Consider the following 23,375-nt stretch of genomic DNA (forward strand, 5'->3'; position numbering starts at 1 on the left):
CTCAGTTTTGGCAGTCCGGCGATATCGGCGGACATTAAATTGAAGAGAGATGAAGGAACTTCGAAGATGAAAAAGACAATGATCCTTGCCGGACTTGCAGCGACCATCACGGCTGCTGCGCCTGCAAGTGCCGCTATCTACAATTATGATGCTTATATCAGCAACGGTATTGGCAATGCCAACATCGCCATTGATTCATCGGCAGGCACCGCAACTTACAGCGGCCGCAATATCGATCTGACGGTCTCCAGCAATAAGTTGAAAGGTTTTACCGGCGCTGCAAAGAAGACCACCTATCTCGCCAGTGATATCAGCGGAACTTTTAGTCGCTATGGCCGCACCTACAATGCCTTCCACTCCACCCGTCCCAAATATACGCAGATTTCTTTGGGCAATAATTTTAATTTCCTTTGGACCTACGGGCGTGACCGTTGGGGCCGGATTTATGATTTCGATGGCAAAGGCAATTTGAAATACACCGGGTCAACCGGCGGCAGCTCTGGCGGAACCCCTGTTCCGGCACCCGGCATCTTGGGTCTCTTCGGCCTCGGCCTGGCTGGCCTGGCCTTTGGACGTCGCCGCACGATGGTGAAGGCCAAAGCCAAGATGGGTCTGCCTGCCGCGGCATAGATTCCAGGTTACTGAAGCACCAAGGGTTGGGGACCATTCGGTTTCCAGCCCTTTTTCTTATTCGAGAACCTTAGACGAGTTTGCGAAGCTCAGTTTTCAGTATCTTGCCAATATGACTGCGTGGCAGTTCGTCAATAAGGCGGATTTCCGAAAGCCGCTGGGTTTTGCCCAGTTCTGCATTGGTTAACGTTTTTACCGCTTCCGGGTCCAGCATCGCGCGGTTTTCTGGCACAACGAAAGCCACAGGCGTCTCGCCCCACTGTTTGGAAGCCACTCCTATCACAGCGGCATCAGCAACACCTGCCTGAGCCATTAAGGCTTCTTCCAAATCACGCGGATAGATATTGAATCCGCCAGAGATAATCATGTCCTTAGAGCGCCCCATCAGCGTGATGAATCCGTCCTCATCGACCCTGCCAATATCGCCCATCCGCTGCCAGCGGTCCCCATTTTCGTCATACCAGCTGGCTTCTTCGGTTTTCTCCGGCTGGTTCTTGTAGCCGCTCATCATCGTCTGCGAACGGCCTACCAACTCGCCCATTTCGCCTGGCGGCAAGCGGTTCAGGTCTTCATCCACCGTAATCACCTCGCTCCCACCCCAGGCAATTCCGACCGTATGCAGTTTATCAGGAAAGAGATGCGCCAAGAGAATGCAAACCACCCCGCCCTCGGTCATCGAATAAATCTCGATCAAGCCGCCCGGCATGCGCTCTATCACCTCTGCTTTCAGTTCCGCCGAGAACGGCGCACTGGTGCAATATTTGTGGGTAAAGCTGCTGAGATCATAATCATCAAAGCCTTCAAAATCCATCAACCGCTGATATTGCACCGGGACCAGCATCGTATGCGTGGCGCGATTCTCTTGCGCCAGTTCCAGCCAGCGCTGACAATCAAATTTGCGCATGAGGATCGAAGTCCCCCCATAGGCCACTGTTGCGACAAATATACCAAGCGTCGTGTTCGAATAAAGGGGGGTGGAAAAGAGCGAAACCTGGCCCGGCTGGCCATATCCCGAATTTTCCCCGACCGCCATCTGATACCAACGCATCTGGCGGCTATGAACAATGCCCTTGGGCGTGCCGGTCGTGCCACTGGAATAGATGATGTTGAACGGGTCTTTGGGGCCGACATCGGGATCAGCGGGCATCTCGCCCTCTTCCGCCATCCAGTCGTGCATCAATGGCGCATCATCTTCCGCCTGATCCATCATGATATGGCGGAGCTTTGGCAGGTCGATGCCGCTTTCGAAAAGCTCAGCGCGCTTGGCGCTATCGACGAACAAATGCATCGCACCACTATCTGCCATCATGTTGGCAAGCTGTTTTGGAGTTGCGGAAGTTGTCAATGGGGCCGCACAACCGCCGGCAACTATGGCGCCAAGATAGGCGATAGCATAGCGGATAGTTGTCGCTCCGAGGATGGATACCGCCTGCCCCTTTTTCAGCCCATCTGCCTGCAACTGGGCTGCCACCCGGTTGACCAAAGCCGCAGTTTCCCGCCAGTTCAACCGTTCCTCCCCATCGTCCAGGGCAATGCGATCCGGCTGGTTGACAGCATGGGCATTGATGAGATCGGATAAGTGACCAAAAGGTTGGTTGAGATAGGCGATAGGGTCAATTTTTGTCATGTTCCGCTGTTTCCTGCATTGTGCGGAAAAATGCAATCCGGCATTTCGCCATTGATCCGGAACATTACCTATTGTTTCGACAAACGGATAACGGGAAACCCCGCTCGGCCTGACGCAGAACCGGTTCTCGTTTCTGAGAGGACAATCCATATTGTCATGCCCATTGAAACGGAAACAGCACACCCATGCCAATAGCGCCTCTTCCAGAGCTACCGTCCATTCGCCTTGGCCAGCAATCGGCGAAAATGCACAGCTGGATCCAGACACGGCTATGGGCGCAGGTCATGGTCGCACTGGTGCTCGGCATTGCAGCCGGATTGCTGCTCGGCCCGGAAGGCGGCCTCATTTCCGCGGAAACCGCGCGCTGGCTGGGCGCATGGCTTGCGCTTCCCGGTCAGCTTTTTCTCGGCCTTATCGCTATGGTGCTGGTGCCGCTGGTATTTGCCTCGATCATTGGTGGCCTGACCGGCAGCGGTTCAAGCGAAGCGCTGCAACGCATCGGGCTGCGCTTTGCCGGATTTGTAATCGCAACAACGTTCGCCGCTGCTGCCATTGGCATTACACTTGCCGACATCTTGCGTCCCGGTAATGCCCTTTCCGGATCATTCGGGATTTCATCCGGAACCGCAGTTCCGAATGGCGACGAGGCCACCTTTGATCTTGGCAAGGCACCAGAACTGATTTCCGCGATTTTGCCCGACAACCCGACCGCGTCCATCGTTCAGGGCGATTTGCTGGCAGTCGTCATTCTTGCCTTGCTAGTCGGCGTCGCTGCGACACAGGTTACGCGCGACCGGATCGAACCGTTTCTTTCTGTGCTCGACGCGCTACTGTCAATCTGCATGACTATCGTGAAATGGGCCATGTTTCTCGCACCCCTGGCGGTTTTTGGCATGATGGCCCAGCTGGTCATGCAGATCGGTTTCGATACTTTGATCGCGGTTTCTGCCTATGTCGGAACGGTGTTGCTTGGCCTGTTGCTGCTGTTCCTGCTTTACCTCGCCATACTCGCCATATTTTGCCGGATAGGGCCTGCCAGGTTTTTCAGACAAACCGGTGAGACCTTGCTGCTGGCCTTTTCGACATCCAGCTCCACAGCCGTCATGCCCAGCACCGTGCAGTCGGCGAAGAAGCTCGGTGTCCCGCGCGACGTTGCGAACCTCGTGGTGCCGCTAGGGGCTACCATGAACATGGCCGGGACCGCGCTCTATCAAAGCGTCGCGATCCTCTTTCTCGCCCAAATGTCCGGCATTGAATTGAACGCGGGTCAGATCATGGTGATGACCGTAACGCTGGTTGCATCGTCCATTGGCGCGCCGGGAACACCGGGTGTCAGCATCGCCATTCTGGCCAGCGTTTCCGCCGGTTTTGGGATACCGGCCGATGGCATGGTCATCGTGATGGGCGTGGACCGGATATTGGATATGAGCCGCACCAGCGTCAATGTCGCTGGCGACCTGACGGCAAGCACCCTGCTGCGCAATGTTGCCGTTCCAGTTGTGGAACAAACATCCGAACAAAGCGTTTAACCCCTGGCGACACAATTTTCGAAACAGGCCCACCCTCTCAAGCAAAGGAAATATAATGACAAACTCTTCCATCCCAACCAACTGCCTGGTCGTTGTTGCAACTGGTGCCGAAGCCAAGCTCTATCGCAACATTGGTGACAGCAATGGTATCAGACTGCGAGAAGAGAGCATTCTGAATCCCAAGAATCTTCGTTCAGAGGGTCCGTCCGGTTCCTATGTGCCCGATTCCTCAGCCAGAGAAACCGATGAAGCAACCTTTTCCAAACAGCTTGCCCATCATCTCTATAAGCTTGCGATCGACGACGAGTTTGACAGTCTGGTATTGACCGCGGATCCGGATAGTCTGGGTGAAATGCGCCCGCTGCTGCACAAGGAAGTGACCGACAGAATCGTTCTGGAAATGGGCAAGACGCTAACCAATTCCTCGATCAAGGATATCGAACGAACGATCCAGAATAATTAAGCTCTGTTATCTGGCAAGCAAGGTTCGACTAACCGGCAACCAACTTCACAAAAGTGCTTTCGACCCAGCCGCTTTTGCATGGGCCGTCATAGTTGCGTTTTGATCGCACTGGCGAAGACACACCGCAATCCTTTGATCCGACGGTTGCGGATCCTTCAGCGCCCGGTTCTGCGGCTGCAGCTGTGTCATCATATACAATGCCCAGCCACTGCTGGTCATGGCTGCGGGTGCAGATATGGACCAGCTGGCCTGCCAACACGCCATCCTTGCGCTTTGCAGTATCAAAAGGTGCGATCAGGACATCAAGCTCGGTTTCGCGCAAACCGGTTATGCGGCCCATTGCCTGACAAGCATCAAAGCGGGGTCCGCCTTCACCGATACGCACGGGACGTTCACCGGGATTGGCGCCAATTCGCTCCGTCCGGCCAGTAGGATTGGCAGTATCGGTCTGACTTTCCTGCAAATCATCACTGACTTGCGTGGTTTCAGAACAGGCGCTGGCGGCAAAACAAATCAGCACAGCGGGGATCAAGCTTCTCATCATATCTATGGTCTAGACGAAAATGCAGGCTTTTGGAAAGATTCGAATGATCAAGTGTTTTACAGCACAATTTGGGTCTGCGTAACAACCGCCACCAACGTCTCATCTTCCAGCGATATACGAGTTTGCCAGACAGATTGCCGTCTGCCAACTTTCAGAGGGACGGATTCTCCATAAACCATCTGTCCCTCTGGCGCAGCGTTGAGGAAATTGGTCTTGCTTTCCGAGGTAGTGGTGCCGCTCGATCCTTCAGGCAGGTTAGCAAAACCACCAAAAGCGCCCAGAACATCGGCAAATGTCATCACTGCGCCGCCATGAATAGACGGTGCGCCGCGTCCGTTTCCAGCGGTACAGATTTCAGGCCGCACCAGCATCTCGCCGCGGATTTTTTCCTTCGTCATTTCGGTGATTTTGATACCCATTGTCTTTGCAAAGGGCACGATATCGGCGGGGTTATTCATATTCTATGGCTCTTTGTCTGATTGGTTCACGCGAGCCGGAGGCCGACCGCAAGGTCAACGCGCGAAGACGCTAAGTCCTTATGGTTGTTCACGATACGCTTGCAACCCTCTTTAAAGGTGGGAGAACCGAAGTTCATTAATAGACCAAGCGGCAGGTCCATCAAACGCAAGTACGTCAACACCTGCTTGGCGTGAACCGGCAAATGGCGTTCGGTGGATTTTAACTCGATCAGCAATCTATCTTCAACGATCAGGTCTGCACGGAAACCTTCCTGCAGCACGACATCTTTATATTTTATTCTGATCGGCTTTTGCCGATCGACTCTCAACCCACAGCGTTCAAGCGCGTTGGCCAACAGTGCTTCATAAACACTTTCCAGCAGCCCGGGACCCAAATTGACATGCAATTTGTAGCCACAATCCACGGCAATGGCTGACAGCTCGTCCACCGAATATTTCACCAGAATTTCTTCGCATTCTTCGCGCCTTCGCGCGAGAAAAAACTGGCGATTGTCCGGATATGTTAAGCATCTGAAAAACAAATATAATAATATGCCAAAATCCAATAATTCGCTTGGGTTTAGAGTGCCTAACCGCTATCTTACAGCTATGAGTGAAAACACAGAAAACGACACCCCGGAAGGCGCTGAAAACGCTTCCGATACTTCAAACAAAAACGAATATGGCGCGGATTCGATCAAGGTCCTGAAAGGCCTTGATGCTGTGCGTAAACGGCCCGGAATGTATATCGGTGATACCGATGACGGCTCGGGTCTGCATCACATGGTTTTCGAGGTGTCAGACAACGCGATTGACGAAGCCCTGGCCGGCCATTGCGACCTGATTCTGATCACCCTGAACGCAGATGGCAGTGTTTCTGTGGAAGATAATGGCCGCGGCATCCCGACCGGCATGCACGCCGGAGAGGGCGTATCCGCCGCAGAAGTTATTATGACGCAGCTCCATGCAGGCGGCAAGTTTGAAAACACATCCGACGACAATGCCTACAAGGTTTCCGGCGGTCTCCACGGTGTTGGTGTATCGGTTGTGAATGCGCTGTCCGAATGGCTGGAACTCAATATCTGGCGGGATGGCAAAGAGCATAATATGCGCTTTGAATTTGGCGACGCTGTTCGCCCGCTGGAAATTATTGGCGATGCAAACGGTAAAAAGGGAACGCGAGTCACTTTCTTCCCCTCCCCTGCGACCTTCAAGATTACCGATTTTGATTTTGAGAAACTGGAGCATCGCTATCGCGAGCTCGCGTTCCTCAACAGCGGCGTCCACATCCTGCTGCGTGACGAACGCCATGAAGAGACCAAGGAAATCGACCTATTCTACGAAGGCGGCATTGCGGCTTTTGTGCAATATCTTGATCGCAACAAAACCCCGCTGGTTCCCGAACCGATTGCCATTCATGGCGACCGTGATGATGTCACCATCGACGTCGCGCTGGAGTGGAATGACAGCTATTATGAAAATGTGCTGTGTTTCACGAACAATATCCCGCAGCGCGATGGCGGCACCCATTTGGCGGCTTTCCGCTCGGCGCTAACCCGGACGCTGAATAACTATGCCGAAAGCTCTGGCGCGCTCAAGAAAGAGAAAGTCAAACTGACTGGCGATGACATGCGCGAAGGTTTGACCGCCATCGTGTCTGTCAAACTGCCGGATCCGAAATTCAGCTCACAAACCAAGGACAAGCTGGTATCCTCCGAAGTACGTCAACCGCTGGAAAGCCTGATGGCGGACAAGTTGGCCGAATGGCTCGAAGAAAATCCGCAAAATGCGTCCATGGTTGTCCAGAAGGTTATCGACGCTGCTGCGGCCCGCGAGGCTGCCAAGAAGGCGCGTGAACTGACACGGCGCAAGGGCGCGATGGATATTGCCTCCCTGCCCGGCAAGCTTGCCGATTGTCAGGAACGCGATCCGGCGAAATCCGAACTTTTCCTGGTGGAGGGTGATTCCGCTGGTGGTTCCGCCAAGCAGGGCCGCGACCGGCATTATCAGGCGATCCTGCCGCTTAAGGGTAAGATTTTGAATGTCGAGCGTGCGCGCTTTGATCGCATGCTCTCGTCGAAAGAGGTCGGCACGCTGATTCAGGCGATGGGCACAGGTATTGGCCGCGAAGATTTCAACCTCGAAAAGCTGCGCTATCACAAGATTGTCATTATGACCGATGCTGATGTCGACGGCGCGCATATCCGCACCTTGCTGCTGACCTTCTTCTATCGGCAAATGCCGGAAATCGTTGAAAACGGGCATCTCTACATTGCACAACCGCCGCTTTACAAAGTGGGCAAAGGCAAGAGCGAGGTCTATCTGAAAGACGATAATGCGCTCGACAATTATCTGGTCGATGCCGGATTGCAGAACATGATTTTGCAGACCAATGAAGGCGCACGTTCTGGAGAGGATCTGCGCAGCCTGGTCGAACATGGTCGCCGCATGCGGTCACTAATGACCTATGTGCCGCGCCGTTATGACAGCACCATTGTCGAGGGCATGGCGCTCACCGGCGCTCTAAACCCTGATCATGGCCGCCCTGAACGACAGGCTGCGGTGGACGCTACGGCTAAATGGATGGACGCTGTGGACGAAGAAGGCCGCTGGTCGGGCAGTGTGTCCGAAGAAGGTGGCTATTTGTTTGAGCGTCTGTGGCGCGGGGTCACCGATCACCATATTATCGAAGCGAAGTTCCTGGAATCCGCCGAAGCACGCAAATTGCACCGTCTTGCCTCTGAACAGAGCGCCACTTATGCGGCCGGTAGCCGTCTGATCAAAAGCGCCGCGGGTTATGGCGATGAAAAAGAAGAGGATACAACGGTCGGGTCAGAGGGCACGCTGATAACGCGACCATCCGAGTTGCTGGATTCGGTATTAGCCGCGGGCCGCAAAGGCCTGTCCTTCCAGCGTTATAAGGGCCTGGGCGAGATGAATGCCGAACAGCTTTGGGAAACCACGCTGGATCCGGAAGTCCGCTCGTTGCTGCGAGTAACGGTCGAACAAGCCGATCTCACCGACGAGATATTCACCAAGCTGATGGGTGACGTCGTCGAACCACGGCGGGAATTTATTGTCGATAACGCGCTGAATGTCGCCAACCTCGACGTTTAAGAGCGGCTATCTGGAGCGATTATCCTGGCTTAATCCGCTCCACCCGTTCGTCCTGAGCTTGTCGAAGGACGAACGGATTTTGAAGCCACCACATCCTAGGTAAAACTAGTCGGCAATCTCCAACCCGATGGCGTCCGCCATAAACCCGTAAATATCAGAATATTCTTCTATGATTTTATCGGTCGGTTTCCCGCTGCCATGTCCGGCCCGCGTTTCAATGCGGATCAGGTGCGGTTTTTCGCCAGTATCCAGTGCTTGCAAGCGCGCGGTATATTTAAAGCTATGGCCCGGCACCACGCGGTCGTCGGTATCGGCCGTGGATACGATCAGGGCCGGATAGTCCGTGCCATCCTGAATATTGTGATAAGGCGAATAGGTCAGAAGTTTCCGGAAATCCGCTTCCTTGTTCGGATAGCCATAATCGTCGACCCAATAGCGTCCGGCAGTGAACCGGTCGAAGCGCAGCATGTCCATCACGCCCACAGCGGCGTGACCGGCCGTGAACAGGTCTGGCCGCTGGTTCATCACCGCACCGACGAGCAGGCCGCCATTGGAACGCCCTTCAATCGCCAGACCATCTTTCGGGGTAATGCCCTCGGCGATCAAATATTCACCGGCAGCGATAAAATCATCGAACACATTCTGCTTGTTCTGCAAGCGGCCGCCATCATGCCATTCCTTGCCATATTCCCCGCCACCGCGCAGATTGGCAGAAGCATAGACGCCGCCTGCCTCGATCCAGGCCATTTTAGGGGCGCTATAACCGGGTAGAACCGAGATATTGAAACCGCCATAACCATAGAGCAATGTCGGCGCGCCCTCGCTCAGATCGAGATCCTTCTTGTGCACCAGAAATAGCGGGATTTTTGTGCCATCTTTGCTCTCGTAAAAGCGCTGTGTGACGGCGATGGAATCAGGGTCAAAAGGAATATCCGGTTTTGCCCAGACAGTCGGCGTACCCGCCTGATTAAAGCTATAGATTGTCGCAGGTCTATTGAAGCTTTCGAAAGCGAAATAGCCAGCCGACGCTTTGGCCGAACCATCTAGCCCCTTCACCTGTCCCAGCCCCGGCAAATCGACAACGCCTTTCGGACTGCCGTCCAGCGCAAATAGCTCCAAACGGCTCTTGGCGTCGTCAATATAGTCCACGGCCAGCGTTTCGCCGACCAGGATGGCATCATCAATCGTCGCCATATGCTCCGGCACAATCTCCACCCATTCAGGGGTCTCGGCACTGACATCCGTTTTCATCACCCGCAGGCGCGGCGCGTCCATGTTGGTAACAAAATATAACGTGTCGCCTACGCCATCGATCAGCGACCAGTTATGATCAAAGCCGGTGATCAGCTTGCGCGGCTCGATCTCGTTCGCATCGACCTTGACCAAGGTGATTTCATAACGATCATCTGTCCCCGACGAGGATGTGATGACCACCCATGCCTTGTCCGAGGTTACAGTCGCCGAATGGCTTAACTCCGGCTGGTCGGGGGTCGCATAGACCTTGATATCCTGGCCCTGATCTTTACCAAGCATGTGCATGTAGATGGTTCGGTTTTTGTTCAGCGACTGAAAGGCTTCGCCCTCTTCCGGCTCCGGAAAGCGGGAATAGAGAAATCCGCTATTGCCGGGCATCCAGGCAAGGTTGCTAAACTTCACCCATTCAACCGTGTCTTTCATAATCTCGCCGGTTGCAACGTTGATGACTTTCAACGTGCGCCAGTCGGAGCCGCCGTCCTGAACCGCATAAACCAGCAAACTGCCGTCTTCCGAAGGCTTCCATTCGGCCAGCGCCGTAGCACCATCTTCCGACCAACCGGCCGGGTCGATCAGCACCCGCTCTTCGCCGTCTTTGCCATCCCGGACGTAGAGTATCGCTTGATTCTGGCCGCCGCTCTTGCGTTCGTAGAAATATTTGCCACCAGCCTCGACCGGGGGATCAATCTCGTCATAGTCAAAAAGCGCTGTCATCGATGCGGCCAACGCTTCACGGCCAGGCAGCGTCTCAAGATAAGCATCGGTCACCGCATTTTGGGCCTCAACCCATGCCGCGACCTCTGCATCTTCGCGCACATCATTTTCCAGCCAGCGATAGGGATCGGCGATCATCTCGCCAAATTGCTCGTCCACCACATCGACAGTCTTGGTTTGGGGATAGGTCAAAGCCGCAGCATCCTTTGTCTTTTCTTCAGTTTGAGCAAGAGCCGGATTAACAGCAACGGCTGCACTGGTGGCCAGTGCGACGGCAAGAAGGCTGGTGATACGCATGAAAATTCCCCGAGCAATGGAAACAAATCAAAAGAGGCCGCAAGCTTATCGCTCGCAGCCTCTATTATCAATTGAAACTGTATCTATAGTGAAGGACTATGCCTCTTCAAAATCTTCCTCAGCATTCTGATCCGGACCGCTGTCCTGACCCTTTGCTTCTGGGTCGCGGTCGACCAGTTCGATGACCGCCATAGCAGCAGCGTCGGAAGCACGGAAACCTGCGCGGATAACCCGCGTGTAACCGCCATCGCGATCAGCATAACGTTCAGCCAAAACTTCAAAAAGCTTCTTTTCCTGCACTTCGTCCATCAAGCGCGAATGTGCAAGACGACGGTTGGACAGGCCACCTTTTTTTGCGAGCGTGATCAATTTCTCTACATAAGGCCGCATCTCTTTGGCTTTGGGCAGGGTTGTCATGATCTGCTCATGCTTGATCAGTGCCGCAGACAGGTTTTTCAGCAAAGCCTGACGGTGAGCACCGGTCCGCTGCATACGGCGGCCCTTCATTCTATGACGCATATTCTATACTCCGTTCGTATTGGGGCCGTATGAGGTACCCCGATGCAGGCCGGTTCAAAGGGTCGGCCAGTTTTCCCTATTTACCCTCTCCCTCAAGGGGAGAGGGATAATCAGTTAACCCAGAAGCTCTTGCTCAAGCTTCTTGGCCATTTCTTCGATATTTTCAGGCGGCCAGCCAGGAATGTCCATTCCCAGACGCAGCCCCATGCTGGACAATACTTCCTTGATTTCGTTCAAGGACTTGCGGCCAAAGTTGGGCGTACGCAGCATTTCGGCTTCGGTCTTCTGCACGAGATCGCCAATATAGATAATATTGTCGTTCTTGAGGCAGTTTGCCGAACGCACCGAAAGTTCGAGCTCGTCGACCTTCTTGAGAAGGTAGCGGTTGAGCTGGTTCGCATCGCTTTCCTGCTGGCTCTGGGCTGCGGCCATGCCGATGGGCGATGATACGCTTTCCAAAGCTTCTTCGAAATGCACGAACAGCTGCAACTGGTCCTGAAGAATGCGGGCTGCGTAGGCAATCGCATCTTCCGGGGTCACGGTGCCGTCGGTGTCGATGGTGAGGTTCAGCTTGTCAAAGTCGAGCTCCTGACCAACACGGGCATTGTCGACTTTGTAGGAAACCTGACGGATGGGCGAATAGAGCGAGTCTACCGGGATCAAGCCGATTGGGGCGTCTGCCGGACGGTTAGCAACCGCCGGAACATAGCCTTTGCCAACATTAACGGTCAGCTCCATGTTGAATGACGCGCCTTCATCAAGGTGACAAATAACGAGATCCGGATTCATCACTTCAATGTCGCCGGAAACAGCGATGTCGCCTGCAGTCACTTCAGCAGGACCGGTTGCAGAAAGTTGCAGACGCTTGGCGTCTTCGCCTTCCATCTTGAGAGCAATCTGTTTGACGTTCAAAACAATGTCGGTGACGTCTTCACGTACGCCCGGAAGCGACGAGAATTCATGCAGAGCATTTTCGATCTTGATCGAGGTAACCGCAGCGCCTTGCAGCGATGACAGCAAAACGCGACGTAGTGCGTTACCAATGGTCAAACCAAAGCCGCGCTCAAGAGGTTCCGCTACAAAAGTAGCTTTGCGCTTGGGATCACCACCGGATTTTATATCGAGAACATTGGGCTTCTTCAGTTCTTGCCAGTTCTTCATATTGACAGTCATGGACTTCCCCTAGTGAGTTCAAAGAGTGGGTTGGACCGTTACCACTCTGAATTACCAAAAATTGGAAACTACCGGCCGGATAGTTCCCGTAAACTTGAGCGGCTTAGACGCGGCGACGTTTGGACGGACGGACACCATTATGCGGGATCGGCGTAACATCGCGGATCGAGGTAATGGTGAAACCGACGGCCTGCAGCGCGCGAAGTGCGGATTCACGGCCAGAGCCAGGTCCTTTCACTTCCACTTCCAGGGTGCGAACACCGTGGTCTGCTGCTTTCTTGCCAGCGTCTTCTGCTGCAACCTGCGCCGCGTAAGGCGTAGATTTACGAGAGCCTTTAAAACCCATCATACCAGCAGAAGACCAGCTTATCGCATTGCCCTGTGCATCGGTGATGGTGACCATCGTGTTGTTAAATGTGGCGTTGACGTGCGCTACGCCTGCCGAAATATTTTTGCGCGCGCTTTTCTTAATGCGCTGCGGTTCGCGTGCCATGTGATCAATTCCTACCTAATATCCAGAAGAGACAGTTCCCAAAAACTGGGATCACTGTCTTATTTTTTCTTACCAGCAATCGCTTTTGGCTTGCCTTTACGGGTGCGCGCATTGGTGTGCGTACGCTGTCCGCGAACAGGAAGTCCTTTACGATGACGAAGACCGCGATAGCAGGCCAGATCCATCAGACGCTTGATGTTCATTGCGGTCTCGCGACGCAAGTCACCTTCAACAGTCAGATCCGCATCAATGGTTTCACGAATTTGCAAAACTTCCTGATCGGTAAGGTCCTGAACCCGGCGGGCTGGATCGATTTTCAATTTTTCGACAATTTCAGCCGCTTTTGTGCGTCCGATACCGTGAATATAGGTAAGCGAGATAATTACGCGCTTGTTTGTTGGGATATTTACCCCGGCAATACGTGCCAATATTTTTCTCCTGCTCCACAGAGACCGATTCGCCGGCCCCTATCTCATAGCTAAGCTGTTAAAATTACATCCAAAACGCACAAAACCAGCGGACGCCACGAAAGCGTTGCCGGTTGTATGGGATTTCGAATAACGTTCAGATAGGGAGAGTCGCACGCGCTGTCAAGCATCGTAACTCTGCCATTTTCGACAAGATGGTTTTTATCTTGCTCCTGGACAATATCCGTCCTCATAAGGGTTTTCAACCCTGTCGTTTGTATAAGGAAAATGCGTGACCATCAGAAATAAGCATGATCTGTTCGAAATTGCCGGAACGACTGTCCCCCCCGGCAAAGCAGCAGACATAGCCATTCCGGTCAGCGACCTATCTGCCGGTATGCAAGCCAATCTCGAAGTCCGGGTTTTCCACGGCAAGCGAACTGGCCCGACGATTTTTGTCAGCGCCGCCATTCATGGCGACGAAATCATCGGAACCGAGATTATTCGCCGGGTCATGAAAAAGCTCAATGCCTCACGAATGGCGGGCACGGTCATCTTTGTACCGGTCGTCAACATGTTCGGATTTATCACCCATAGCCGCTACCTGCCCGATCGCCGCGATCTGAACCGGTCCTTTCCGGGGGCGGAAAAAGGCTCGCTTGCCTCTCAGCTGGCCCACATCTTCTCGACCGAGATTATCGGGCATTGCTCACTGGGCATTGATATCCACAGCGCCGCCCTGCACCGCTATAACCTGCCGCAAATCCGGATTGCTTCCGGCAATGCTGAACTAAAGGACTTCGCGATAGAATTTGGCGCGCCGGTTGTCATCGAAGCCGAATTGCGCCCGGGTTCCTTGCGCGCACTTGCACGGGAAGCGGGAGTTGACATGCTGCTGATGGAAGCCGGTGAAGCCTTGCGTTTTGACGAGTTTTCGGTGCTCACAGGCGTAAACGGTATCTTGCGCGTTCTGCGCAAACTGGACATTATCCAAACCAAGCGTCTTGGCAAACGCGGCGCGCCCCCTGCCCAGGCGACGAAAACCGCATGGCTCCGGTCTACCAAAGGCGGAATTTGCAGGCTAATGGCACCATCAGGAACCAAAGTGCATAAAGGCGATGTTGTCGCCATCGTCAGCGACATATTTGGCGAAGGGGAAGAAGCCATTATCGCCCCCGACGACGGCATCGTCATTGGCCATTCGAACCTGCCGGTGGTCAATCAGGGCGATGCCCTGCTCCACATTGCACAGGTTCGAGTATTCGATACCGTGGGTGAGCGCGTCGAGAAAATCGAGGATGCTCTATACAGCGACCAGTTGCTCGATGAAGACGAGGTTATCTAGCGAGGATGAGCGCGGCGCGCCTTGTCCCGTGATCCGCAACGGTTTTTGACCGGCTGGTTTCAGGCTTACCCCTTACCTTTGGTTTTCGTGTTGCCGGTCTTCGCCTTTGCCTCGATAAACTCGATTATCTGTCCGGCGACATCCTTGCCCGTGGCATTTTCAATGCCTTCCAGCCCGGGTGAGCTGTTCACCTCCATAATCACCGGACCATGATTGGCGCGCAATATATCGACGCCGGCGACGTTCAAGCCCATGACCTTGGCCGCGCGGATCGCGGTTGACCGTTCCTCCGGTGTAATCTTGACCATTTTAGCCGACCCGCCACGATGGAGGTTGGACCGGAAATCGCCTTCTGCACCTGTGCGCTTCATTGCCGCTACCACCTTGCCGCCGACCACGAAAATGCGGATATCACTGGAGCCAGCCTCCTTGATAAACTCCTGCACAAGAATGTTCACGTTGAGCCCGCGAAATGCCTCAACCACGGACTTTGCCGAATTGGCAGTTTCACCCAAGACCACACCGATGCCCTGTGTTCCTTCCAACAGCTTGATGACCGCTGGCGCGCCGCCGACAATCTTCAGAACTTCATCGGTTTGCTTGGGATCATGGGCAAAAGCCGTAACCGGCAAACCCAGGCCATGTTTGGCAAATATCTGCATCGAGCGCAGCTTGTCACGCGATCGACCAACTGCAACGCTTTCGTTCAGGGGCCAGACGCCCATCATCTCAAACTGGCGCAGCACAGCAAGCCCGTAATGGGTAATCGACGCGCCAATGCGAGGAATAACAGCATCAAACCCAGTCAGCGTCTCGCCATTGTAAAGGATAGACGGCCGGTGAGAGGTGATGTTCATAGTGCAACGCAAAGTGTTCAAAATCTGCATTTCATGCCCGCGTTCCTCAGCCGCCTCAACCAATCGCTTGTGTGAGTACAGCTTCGGATTCCGTGCAAGCATAGCGATTTTCATAGTGTATCTTTCATATTTCGAGTTCTTCGGGTCGTCCCAGCATCCAGCGCTTGGCACTGTTGACCAGAAACCCTCGTCGGAGTGCGCGACGCCCCACCAGCATGGGGAATGCCATGGATTGCCTGTTTGCCAAGGTGATATGACCGAGCCATGTTAGCGGCCCCAACGTGATTAATGTCTCTATTACATATCTTTGCTCGGTTTTACCATTGGAACTTTTTATAGCGCGATGGTCATAAACCCTTGCTTCGCAGTCTTGTGCAGCATGTTCGGGAGATTTCGGTACGGTAAAGCGCACCCATTGTTCGCCAGCCCGTTCAAAGGGCCGGATGCGAACAGCATGAAGCGACGAGGTCGCCGCGCCGCTATCAATCTTCGCGTGGATGTTTGCTATCGCAAGATCCGGCAAGCTGATCAGTTCGCACCAGCCAATTTCGCACGGCTCTTTCAATTTTTTGCGGAGCCTCGCAGGCTTCTCAGATTTTGTTGATACCATCGACCGAATATGTGGTCGATGGTATCATGATAGGCAAGTATATTCGGCTCAAGCCGTGACTGTTGGCCTAGCGCAGTTTTAGACGACGCCGTAAGCCAGCATCGCATCAGCAACTTTCTTGAAGCCTGCGATATTCGCACCCTTCACATAGTCGACATAGCCATCGCCCTGATCGCCATATTCGACGCATTTCTCGTGAATGCCGCGCATCAGGTCGGTGAGCATATTGCCTAGGCGTTCATTGTCCCAGGCGATGCGTTCTGCATTCTGGCTCATTTCCAGACCGGAAACCGCAACACCGCCAGCATTGGCAGCCTTGCCCGGGCCATACATGATTTTCGCATCGTGGAAGACATGAACACCTTCCAATGTGGTCGGCATGTTCGCGCCTTCCGATACCGCCATCACGCCATTGTCGACCAATGTTTTTGCTTCATCCTGATTGAGCTCATTTTGGGTCGCACAAGGTAGCGCAACATCGCAAGCAACGCTCCATGGCCGCTCGCCACCATGATAGGAAGAGCCTTTGAACTCATCCGCATATTCGCTGATGCGCCCGCGACGGTTGTTCTTGAGGTCTTTAATCCAGTCGATCTTTTCCTGATCAATCCCGTCGGGATCATGAATGAACCCGCCGCTATCCGACAGGGTCAAGACTTTGCCGCCCTGCTTGGTTATCTGTTCCGCCGCATGCGTCGCCACATTGCCGGAACCCGAGATAACGGCATTTTTGCCTTCGATGCTGTCCTTTTTATGCTTGAGCATATTTTCAAGAAAATATACGGCGCCATAGCCGGTCGCTTCGGGCCGCATTTGCGAACCACCATATTCGAGTCCCTTGCCCGTCAGCACACCCTCCCAACGATTGGTGATGCGTTTATACTGGCCGAACATATAGCCAATTTCGCGGCCACCAACGCCGATATCGCCGGCAGGTACGTCAGTATCAGGACCAATATGACGATATAGCTCTGTCATGAAGGCCTGGCAAAAACGCATGACTTCAGCGTCAGACTTGCCCTTGGGGTTGAAATTGGAGCCGCCCTTACCGCCGCCCATGGGCAAACCAGTCAGCGAGTTTTTGAACGTCTGTTCAAAGGCGAGAAATTTAAGAACGCTTTCGGTCACGCTCGGATGAAACCGAATCCCGCCCTTATAGGGACCAATGGCATTGTTATTCTGAACCCGCCAACCGCGCTGCACACGAATATTGTGATTATCATCTTCCCAACAAACGCGAAAGGAAACGACACGATCCGGTTCCGCGATCCGGCGTAATATCTGGGCGCTGTGATAGGCCTCTTTGTCTTCGATGAAGCCGTAAATATCCTGCGCTACTTCCTGTACAGCCTGTACAAATTCAGGTTGCCCGGGATTACGCTTCTTCACGCCTTCCATGAATGTTGGTAAATCTACATGATCGGAAACGGCCATCGTCTTACTCCCCCTTAGGTGATTATCTGCGCGCCCGTTATCAACCGCGATGCCCTCGAATCGCTTTTGATGTAGGCGTCATATTAACGGCAATTTGTTCGATAGGTAAAGCCTTGATATTCAGCCCTTATTATTCAGCTTCTTTCGTGCCCTCCGGTTCTTCCCCGTGCTCCGCTTCCACATCTTCTTCCGGTGCATAAAGCGCGGCAAGCCGGGTTAGCTGCTCGCCGATCACAGCATCGACGGCAGGCGCAATCTGATCGACCGGGAATTCCATATAGCCGCCGACTTTATAAACAAAGGATACCGCAGTATTTTCGCCATCAGGTCTCAGCCCGATGGTCAGGGTGCCGGTCACGGCCTCGCCTTGCAACGGCCCAAGCGCGCCTGACATCCGCAGAGCCTTGTTATTTTGTGCAAAAATCACACGCATGTGCTGCACGCTGCCTTCGGCCGATTTGATGTTTTCTTCGCTCGTCGTGCGAAGCAGTTCACAAAAACAGCCGCCTGCCTGCGGCACCAGATAGAAATTTTCCGCGTCGCCGGAAAAACTATGTTCGCCATTCCACCAGCGGGCCGGCGCAATGATGGTTTTCCAAACGACATCAGGAGCGGCGTTCACTGCGGCGGCATGCGTTACGGTAAAGCCGTTATCGGACGTGTTGGTAACTTCTGCCTGCACGACGGTGGCGCTGAGAGCAGCTACCAATGGTAATATGAATCGGAACAATCTGTGTCTCCCCCTTGTTGTAGGAGAGACTAGTAGGCGTTCCTATCACTGGCAATATCTATCAGCCAAAGCTGATACACGGAATTAGTCCAGCGCCAGTGCTGCCTCAATAGCGTTGCTCACGGCATCCATGCTACCCATGCCGTCGACTTTCGTAACAATACCGCGCGTCTCATAGATTGGCAGGATAGGCTGTGTCTTGGCACGATACTCGTTCATGCGCGTGCGGACGGTTTCTTCATTATCGTCCGGACGGCGTTTGAATTCGGTTGACCCGCAAACATCGCATACGCCTTCCTTGGCGGGCTGTTTGAACGTGTCGTGATAGCCTTCACCGCAATTGCCGCAGGTGAAGCGACCCGTGATCCGTTCAACCAGTGCTTCAACATCCACGGCCAGTTCAATGACATGGTCGAGCTTGCGATTGCGAGCCGTCAAAATCTCGTCAAGAGAATGGACCTGCGCCTCGGTACGCGGATAGCCATCAAAAATAACGCCTTGATCAGGTCCCAGCTCGTCCAGCCTGTCACCAATAATACCCGAGACAACTTCATCAGGGACCAGCTCGCCGGCATCCATCAAGGCTTTGGCTTTCAGCCCAACCTCTGTGCCAGCCTTGACGGCAGCGCGCAGCATGTCGCCAGTGGACAGTTGGATCATGCCATGCTCGTCTTCCAGACGTCCGGCCTGAGTGCCTTTACCCGCACCCGGCGGTCCCAACAGGATGATGTCCATAAGTTACTGTCCCCTATAACCTTACCAATCCCGGAGGAAATAATTAGCGTTTACGGCGGCCGCCTTTGAGTTTCGCTTTTTTCAGCAGATCCCCATATTGCAGAGCCAGCAAATGGCTTTGAATCTGGGTGACGGTATCGACGGTCACGTTCACGATGATCAACAAACTGGTACCGCCCAAGAAGAATAGCGGCAGATTGGTCTGCGCCATGACATATTCCGGCAGCACACAAACCAGCGCCAGATAAGCAGCGCCAACCACGGTGATGCGTGTCAGCACATAATCCAAATAATCCGAGGTATTTTTACCGGGCCGGATGCCAGGCACAAAACCGCCGTTTTTCTTTAAATTTTCAGCCGTTTCTTCGGGGTTGAAAACAACCGCTGTGTAAAAGAAACAGAAGAAAATGATGCCGGCGGCATAGAGCGCCATATAGAGCGGCTGCCCATGCGATAGATATTGGTTGAGAGCGATAATGAAATCACCGCCAGCGCTTTCACCCGCAGCTGTATTGCCAGCAAATTGACTAACCGTCAGCGGCATCAGCAGGAGCGAAGATGCAAAGATCGGCGGGATAACGCCTGCCGTATTTACCTTCAGAGGAAGATGGCTACGGTCGGCCTGCATTACGCCATTTTGCGTAGCACGCTTGGGATATTGGATGAGCACGCGCCTTTGAGCTCGCTCCATGAAACTGATGAACAGAACCAAGGCGACAACCATGGCGATCAGACCGATGATGGTCAGGGCGCCGATGGATCCGGTGCGGCTGCCTTCCATCAGATTGCCGACGAAAGTGGGCATTTGCGCCACAATACCGGCCATGATGATCAGCGAGATACCATTGCCGATACCGCGGCTGGTAATCTGCTCGCCCAGCCACATCAGGAACAACGTACCGCCGACAAGACTGATAACCGCACCAATGCGGAAGCCCATGCCGGGATTGACAACAGCGGCAAGGCCGGATTGCGAGGCAAAGCTTTCCAGACCAACGGCGATGAAATAGCCCTGAACGGCGGTCAAACCGACCGTTCCGTAGCGTGTATACTGGTTGAGTTTCTTGCGACCGGCTTCACCGTCTTTCTTGATTGCGGCCAATGTCGGCGACAAAGCGGCTGCCAACTGCACGACGATCGATGCCGTAATATATGGCATGACGCCCAATGCGATGAGGCTCATCCGCTCCAGCGAACCGCCGGAAAATGTGTTGAAAATGTCGAGAACACCACCGCGGGTCTGATCATATAGATCCGCTAGCACGACTGGATCGACACCAGGCAGTGGTACGAAGCTGAGCAGGCGGAAAACCACCAACGCGCCCAGAGTGAACCAGATACGTTTGCGAAGCTCGGTTGCTTCTCCGAATTTTGCCAGGCTCAAATTTGCTGCGACCTGATCGGCTTTTGATGCCATTAGTAGTTCCTTGCCCGCCGTTCATGAAGGCGTTTCGCCCTCAAATCAATGCATCGATCCCATATCGGATGTTGCTGCCCGAAAAACAAGGCTCTTGGGCATCTAGCACAGCCAATAGGGGTAAAAAAGAAAGGCCCCGTCTAAGCAATAGAGCGTAGCGGGGCCATGATTGGACTAAATCAATCTTTCTTTTTGGCTCTGTTGGTGGCCTTTTTCTCTTTCGCGGGCTTCGAAGCAACCGCTTTTTTCTCGTTCTTTGGACGATGCACTGCTGCACCGGCAAGAATTTCGACCTTACCGCCAGCTTTCTCAACCGCTTCGATAGCCGCTTTGGAAGCACCAGCAACAGCGATTGTAATTTTCGCCTTGATTTCACCTTTGGCGAGCAGACGAACACCGTCTTTACCGCCGCGCGTCAAACCAGCTGCATTCAAAGCCGCCTGATCCAGCGTGCCCTTATTGGCCAGCTTTTTGGAGTCGATGAACTTCTGGATCATGCCCAGATTAACTTCCGCATAATCTGTACCGAACGGGTTGTTGAAACCGCGTTTCGGGATCCGCATGTGAAGGGGCATCTGACCGCCTTCAAAACCATTGATGGAAACACCGGAACGAGACTTCTGGCCCTTTTGACCACGTCCGGCAGTTTTGCCTTTGCCGGAACCGATACCACGGCCAACGCGGGTACGCAGTTTGCGCGCACCATCATTATCTTTAAGTTCGTTTAATTTCATGTCGTGTACTCGCTTTCGCTTTTATTCGCACGGTTGTTTTCTGGGATTAACCTTCAACAACCTCTACAAGATGATGCACCTTACGGATCATGCCACGCACTTCCGGTGTATCTTCCAATTCGGAGATACGATGCATCTTGTTAAGGCCCAGTCCAATCAACGTTTTGCGCTGATCTTCCGGACGACGGATTGGCGAACCAATCTGCTTGATTTTTACTTTAGCCATTATGCCTTACTCCGTAACTGCTGCAGCATCGGCCTCAGCCTGTGCTTCAGAAGCGCCGCCGCGACCAAGCAGGTCAGCAATTTTCTTGCCGCGCCGCTGGGACACAGACTTAGGGCTGGTCTGCTCACCAAGCGCCACGAATGTTGCCCGGATCATGTTATAAGGATTGGACGTTCCGTTAGACTTGGTCACCACGTCGGCAACACCAAGGCTCTCGAAAACCGCACGCATAGGACCACCAGCAATAATACCGGTACCTGGAGGTGCCGAACGCAATGTCACGTTACCTGCGCCGAATTGACCAGTGCCATCATGGTGAAGGGTACGACCTTCACGCAATGGAACACGAACCATTTTCTTTTTCGCCGCTGCCGTTGCCTTGGTAATGGCCTCAGGCACTTCACGTGCTTTACCCTTACCGAATCCAGCACGACCTTTGCCGTCGCCAACAACAACCAATGCCGCAAAACCAAAGCGCTTACCGCCTTTAACAGTTTTGGAAACACGGTTGATGTGAACCAGTTTCTCGATCAGCTCTTCGCCGCCGTCATTATTGCCGCGGCCGCCACGTCCACGACCGCCATCACGACCGCCACGTCCGCCGCCACGATTATTACCGCCAGGGCCACCGCCGCGATTTCCACCGCGACCTTGACGTTCGTTACCGCCGGTTTTGTTCTCAGGTGCTACAGCGGCTTCAGGCTGGTTGCCTTCGCCGGTTGTACCGGGCTGTGCTGCACCTTCTGGTGTTGTGTTTTCATCAGCCATATTAAAACTCCAATCCGCCTTCGCGGGCCGCGTCAGCAAGAGCCTTCACACGTCCGTGATAAAGGAAACCGCCGCGGTCAAAAATTACTTCCTTGACGCCTGCTTTTTTCGCTGCTGCTGCAACGCGCTTGCCAACATCGGCTGCCGCTGCGCTGTCCGCACCGGTTTTTACCTTGGACGCCTTGTCGATTGTCGAAGCAGCGGCAACAGTCTTGCCCTCTGCATCATCAATGACCTGCGCATAGATATGACGACCTGTGCGGTGCACAGACAAACGAGGCTTTGTGAGCCCGCGCTTACGCAATTTGGTGCGAACGCGTTGCTGACGCCGTTTGAATAAAGAAAGATTAGCCATGGCTTATTTCTTCTTCCCTTCTTTGCGGTAAACATATTCACCGCGATATTTAATGCCCTTGCCTTTATAAGGCTCCGGTTTGCGCCAGCGCCGAATTTCTGCGGCAACCTGACCAACCTGCTGTTTATCAATGCCCGAAATCTCGACAGTCGTCTGATCCGGTGTCTTGATGGTGATCCCTTCAGGAATGGGGAAATCAACGTCATGGCTGAAACCGAGTTGCAAATTCAGGGTCTTGCCCTTCACTGCGGCACGATAACCAACACCGTTAATTTCGAGAACCTTGGTAAAACCTTCGGTTACACCGTCGATCAGGTTCTGAACCAGCGTCCGCTGCATGCCCCAATAGGCACGGGCGCGGGTGGTCTTGTTTGCAGGGGTTACCAACAAACCGCCATCGCTCAGTTCATAGCTCAGGTCATCAACCATCGGGGTCGATAGCTCGCCCTTTGGTCCTTTGACCTTGACCAGACCGTCTTCCATCGTGGCAGTTACGCCATCAGGAATGCTTACTGCTTTTTTGCCGATACGAGACATCAGAACACCTCTGCGAGTACTTCGCCGCCGACATTTTGCTGGCGCGCTTCTGCGTCAGACAAAACACCTTTTGGCGTCGAAACGATTGTGATGCCCAGGCCATTGCGTACCGTCGGCAGTTCTTGCGAACCGCTGTAGATACGGCGACCAGGCTTTGAAACGCGGGCCACGTGGCGGATAGCCGGCTCGCCTTCAAAATATTTCAGTTCAATACGAAGACCGGGGTGCTTGTTCACCTCTTCTTCGCTGTAGCCACGAATATAACCTTCGCGCTGCAGAACTTCGAGAACAGCACCACGCAATTTGGATGCGGGGCTAACCACGCTGTCTTTGCGCGCTTGCTGTCCGTTACGGATACGGGTGAGCATATCACCCAAGGGATCGGTAAAAGCCATATTATCT

At 53.7% G+C, this 23,375-nt stretch carries 26 protein-coding genes; 5 read left to right on the forward strand and 21 right to left on the reverse strand.

The window, feature by feature from the left end:
- Positions 1-66: 66 nt before the first annotated feature.
- Positions 67-630, forward strand: coding sequence for a PEP-CTERM sorting domain-containing protein (locus ACO6S1_RS19385; RefSeq protein ID WP_422344174.1), 564 nt, complete (start codon positions 67-69; stop codon positions 628-630).
- A gap of 70 nt (positions 631-700) precedes the next feature.
- On the opposite strand, the gene ACO6S1_RS19390 is transcribed toward ACO6S1_RS19385, so the two are convergent.
- Positions 701-2,257, reverse strand: coding sequence for a class I adenylate-forming enzyme family protein (locus ACO6S1_RS19390; RefSeq protein ID WP_422344175.1), 1,557 nt, complete (start codon positions 2,255-2,257; stop codon positions 701-703).
- 185 nt (positions 2,258-2,442) lie between these two features.
- On the opposite strand from ACO6S1_RS19390, the gene ACO6S1_RS19395 reads away from it, so the two are divergent.
- Both ACO6S1_RS19395 and ACO6S1_RS19400 read left to right on the forward strand, forming a co-directional pair.
- A complete protein-coding gene (locus tag ACO6S1_RS19395) occupies positions 2,443-3,786 on the forward strand; it encodes a dicarboxylate/amino acid:cation symporter (RefSeq protein ID WP_422344176.1) in 1,344 nt (447 codons plus the stop codon).
- 55 nt (positions 3,787-3,841) lie between these two features.
- Positions 3,842-4,249, forward strand: a complete 408-nt coding sequence (locus ACO6S1_RS19400) for a host attachment family protein (protein WP_422344177.1) — start codon at positions 3,842-3,844, stop codon at positions 4,247-4,249.
- Between the two features lie 28 nt (positions 4,250-4,277).
- Here the strand turns inward: ACO6S1_RS19400 and ACO6S1_RS19405 are convergent, their stop codons facing one another.
- Genes ACO6S1_RS19405 through ACO6S1_RS19415 form a run of 3 tightly spaced genes read right to left on the reverse strand, consistent with a single transcriptional unit; the run spans position 4,278 to position 5,712 of the window.
- Positions 4,278-4,793, reverse strand: a complete 516-nt coding sequence (locus tag ACO6S1_RS19405; RefSeq protein ID WP_422344178.1) for a hypothetical protein — start codon at positions 4,791-4,793, stop codon at positions 4,278-4,280.
- Between the two features lie 56 nt (positions 4,794-4,849).
- The gene (locus ACO6S1_RS19410; RefSeq protein ID WP_422344179.1) at positions 4,850-5,251 is read right to left on the reverse strand and encodes a PaaI family thioesterase; all 402 of its coding nucleotides are present in this window, start codon (positions 5,249-5,251) and stop codon (positions 4,850-4,852) included.
- 26 nt (positions 5,252-5,277) lie between these two features.
- The gene (locus ACO6S1_RS19415; protein ID WP_422344180.1) at positions 5,278-5,712 is read right to left on the reverse strand and encodes a GxxExxY protein; all 435 of its coding nucleotides are present in this window, start codon (positions 5,710-5,712) and stop codon (positions 5,278-5,280) included.
- A gap of 148 nt (positions 5,713-5,860) precedes the next feature.
- Between ACO6S1_RS19415 and gyrB the strand changes: the two genes are divergently transcribed.
- On the forward strand, positions 5,861-8,368 hold the full coding sequence (gene gyrB / locus ACO6S1_RS19420) for a DNA topoisomerase (ATP-hydrolyzing) subunit B (protein ID WP_422344181.1): 2,508 nt from the start codon (positions 5,861-5,863) through the stop codon (positions 8,366-8,368).
- Between the two features lie 105 nt (positions 8,369-8,473).
- On the opposite strand, the gene ACO6S1_RS19425 is transcribed toward gyrB, so the two are convergent.
- The 5 genes from ACO6S1_RS19425 to rpsM form a co-directional block, all read right to left on the reverse strand.
- Positions 8,474-10,633 carry a prolyl oligopeptidase family serine peptidase gene (locus ACO6S1_RS19425; RefSeq protein WP_422344182.1) on the reverse strand — a complete coding sequence of 720 codons (2,160 nt, stop codon included), beginning with the start codon at positions 10,631-10,633 and terminating at the stop codon, positions 8,474-8,476.
- A gap of 96 nt (positions 10,634-10,729) precedes the next feature.
- Positions 10,730-11,152 carry a 50S ribosomal protein L17 gene (rplQ, locus tag ACO6S1_RS19430; protein WP_422344183.1) on the reverse strand — a complete coding sequence of 141 codons (423 nt, stop codon included), beginning with the start codon at positions 11,150-11,152 and terminating at the stop codon, positions 10,730-10,732.
- Positions 11,153-11,266: 114 nt separating this feature from the next.
- Positions 11,267-12,325: a DNA-directed RNA polymerase subunit alpha gene (locus tag ACO6S1_RS19435; protein WP_108810491.1), complete on the reverse strand. Its 1,059-nt coding sequence runs from the start codon at positions 12,323-12,325 to the stop codon at positions 11,267-11,269.
- A gap of 103 nt (positions 12,326-12,428) precedes the next feature.
- The gene (gene rpsK, locus ACO6S1_RS19440; RefSeq protein WP_067198370.1) at positions 12,429-12,818 is read right to left on the reverse strand and encodes a 30S ribosomal protein S11; all 390 of its coding nucleotides are present in this window, start codon (positions 12,816-12,818) and stop codon (positions 12,429-12,431) included.
- 59 nt (positions 12,819-12,877) lie between these two features.
- Entirely contained in the window at positions 12,878-13,246 is a 369-nt protein-coding gene (gene rpsM / locus ACO6S1_RS19445) for a 30S ribosomal protein S13 (protein WP_108810492.1), read from the reverse strand.
- 271 nt (positions 13,247-13,517) lie between these two features.
- Between rpsM and ACO6S1_RS19450 the strand changes: the two genes are divergently transcribed.
- Positions 13,518-14,570: a succinylglutamate desuccinylase/aspartoacylase family protein gene (locus tag ACO6S1_RS19450; protein WP_422344184.1), complete on the forward strand. Its 1,053-nt coding sequence runs from the start codon at positions 13,518-13,520 to the stop codon at positions 14,568-14,570.
- A 65-nt stretch (positions 14,571-14,635) separates the two neighbouring features.
- On the opposite strand, the gene rimK is transcribed toward ACO6S1_RS19450, so the two are convergent.
- The 12 genes from rimK to rpsH form a co-directional block, all read right to left on the reverse strand.
- Positions 14,636-15,541 (reverse strand): 30S ribosomal protein S6--L-glutamate ligase, encoded by a 906-nt coding sequence (gene rimK / locus ACO6S1_RS19455; protein WP_422344185.1) that lies wholly within the window; start codon positions 15,539-15,541, stop codon positions 14,636-14,638.
- Positions 15,542-15,551: 10 nt separating this feature from the next.
- Positions 15,552-15,992: an ATP-dependent zinc protease gene (locus tag ACO6S1_RS19460; protein WP_422344186.1), complete on the reverse strand. Its 441-nt coding sequence runs from the start codon at positions 15,990-15,992 to the stop codon at positions 15,552-15,554.
- A 123-nt stretch (positions 15,993-16,115) separates the two neighbouring features.
- Positions 16,116-17,471: an NADP-specific glutamate dehydrogenase gene (gene gdhA, locus ACO6S1_RS19465; protein ID WP_422344187.1), complete on the reverse strand. Its 1,356-nt coding sequence runs from the start codon at positions 17,469-17,471 to the stop codon at positions 16,116-16,118.
- 130 nt (positions 17,472-17,601) lie between these two features.
- Complete coding sequence (locus tag ACO6S1_RS19470; RefSeq protein WP_422344188.1) at positions 17,602-18,201, reverse strand: hypothetical protein; 600 nt, start codon at positions 18,199-18,201, stop codon at positions 17,602-17,604.
- 84 nt (positions 18,202-18,285) lie between these two features.
- Positions 18,286-18,936 (reverse strand): adenylate kinase, encoded by a 651-nt coding sequence (locus ACO6S1_RS19475; protein WP_422344189.1) that lies wholly within the window; start codon positions 18,934-18,936, stop codon positions 18,286-18,288.
- Positions 18,937-18,979: 43 nt separating this feature from the next.
- Positions 18,980-20,353, reverse strand: a complete 1,374-nt coding sequence (secY, locus tag ACO6S1_RS19480; protein ID WP_422344190.1) for a preprotein translocase subunit SecY — start codon at positions 20,351-20,353, stop codon at positions 18,980-18,982.
- 179 nt (positions 20,354-20,532) lie between these two features.
- Positions 20,533-21,087 (reverse strand): 50S ribosomal protein L15, encoded by a 555-nt coding sequence (gene rplO, locus ACO6S1_RS19485; RefSeq protein WP_422344191.1) that lies wholly within the window; start codon positions 21,085-21,087, stop codon positions 20,533-20,535.
- Between the two features lie 46 nt (positions 21,088-21,133).
- Positions 21,134-21,313 carry a 50S ribosomal protein L30 gene (gene rpmD / locus ACO6S1_RS19490; RefSeq protein WP_422344192.1) on the reverse strand — a complete coding sequence of 60 codons (180 nt, stop codon included), beginning with the start codon at positions 21,311-21,313 and terminating at the stop codon, positions 21,134-21,136.
- A gap of 6 nt (positions 21,314-21,319) precedes the next feature.
- Positions 21,320-22,081: a 30S ribosomal protein S5 gene (gene rpsE / locus ACO6S1_RS19495; RefSeq protein ID WP_422344193.1), complete on the reverse strand. Its 762-nt coding sequence runs from the start codon at positions 22,079-22,081 to the stop codon at positions 21,320-21,322.
- Between the two features lies 1 nt (position 22,082).
- A complete protein-coding gene (rplR, locus tag ACO6S1_RS19500) occupies positions 22,083-22,436 on the reverse strand; it encodes a 50S ribosomal protein L18 (RefSeq protein ID WP_422344194.1) in 354 nt (117 codons plus the stop codon).
- Between the two features lie 3 nt (positions 22,437-22,439).
- A complete protein-coding gene (gene rplF / locus ACO6S1_RS19505) occupies positions 22,440-22,973 on the reverse strand; it encodes a 50S ribosomal protein L6 (protein ID WP_422344195.1) in 534 nt (177 codons plus the stop codon).
- On the reverse strand, positions 22,973-23,368 hold the full coding sequence (gene rpsH, locus ACO6S1_RS19510) for a 30S ribosomal protein S8 (RefSeq protein ID WP_335659283.1): 396 nt from the start codon (positions 23,366-23,368) through the stop codon (positions 22,973-22,975). Before rpsH ends, rplF begins: the two co-directional genes overlap by 1 nt.
- Between the last annotated feature and the right edge of the window lie 7 nt (positions 23,369-23,375).

Source organism: Parasphingorhabdus sp., assembly GCF_965233695.1.
In the GTDB taxonomy this organism is placed as follows: domain Bacteria; phylum Pseudomonadota; class Alphaproteobacteria; order Sphingomonadales; family Sphingomonadaceae; genus Parasphingorhabdus.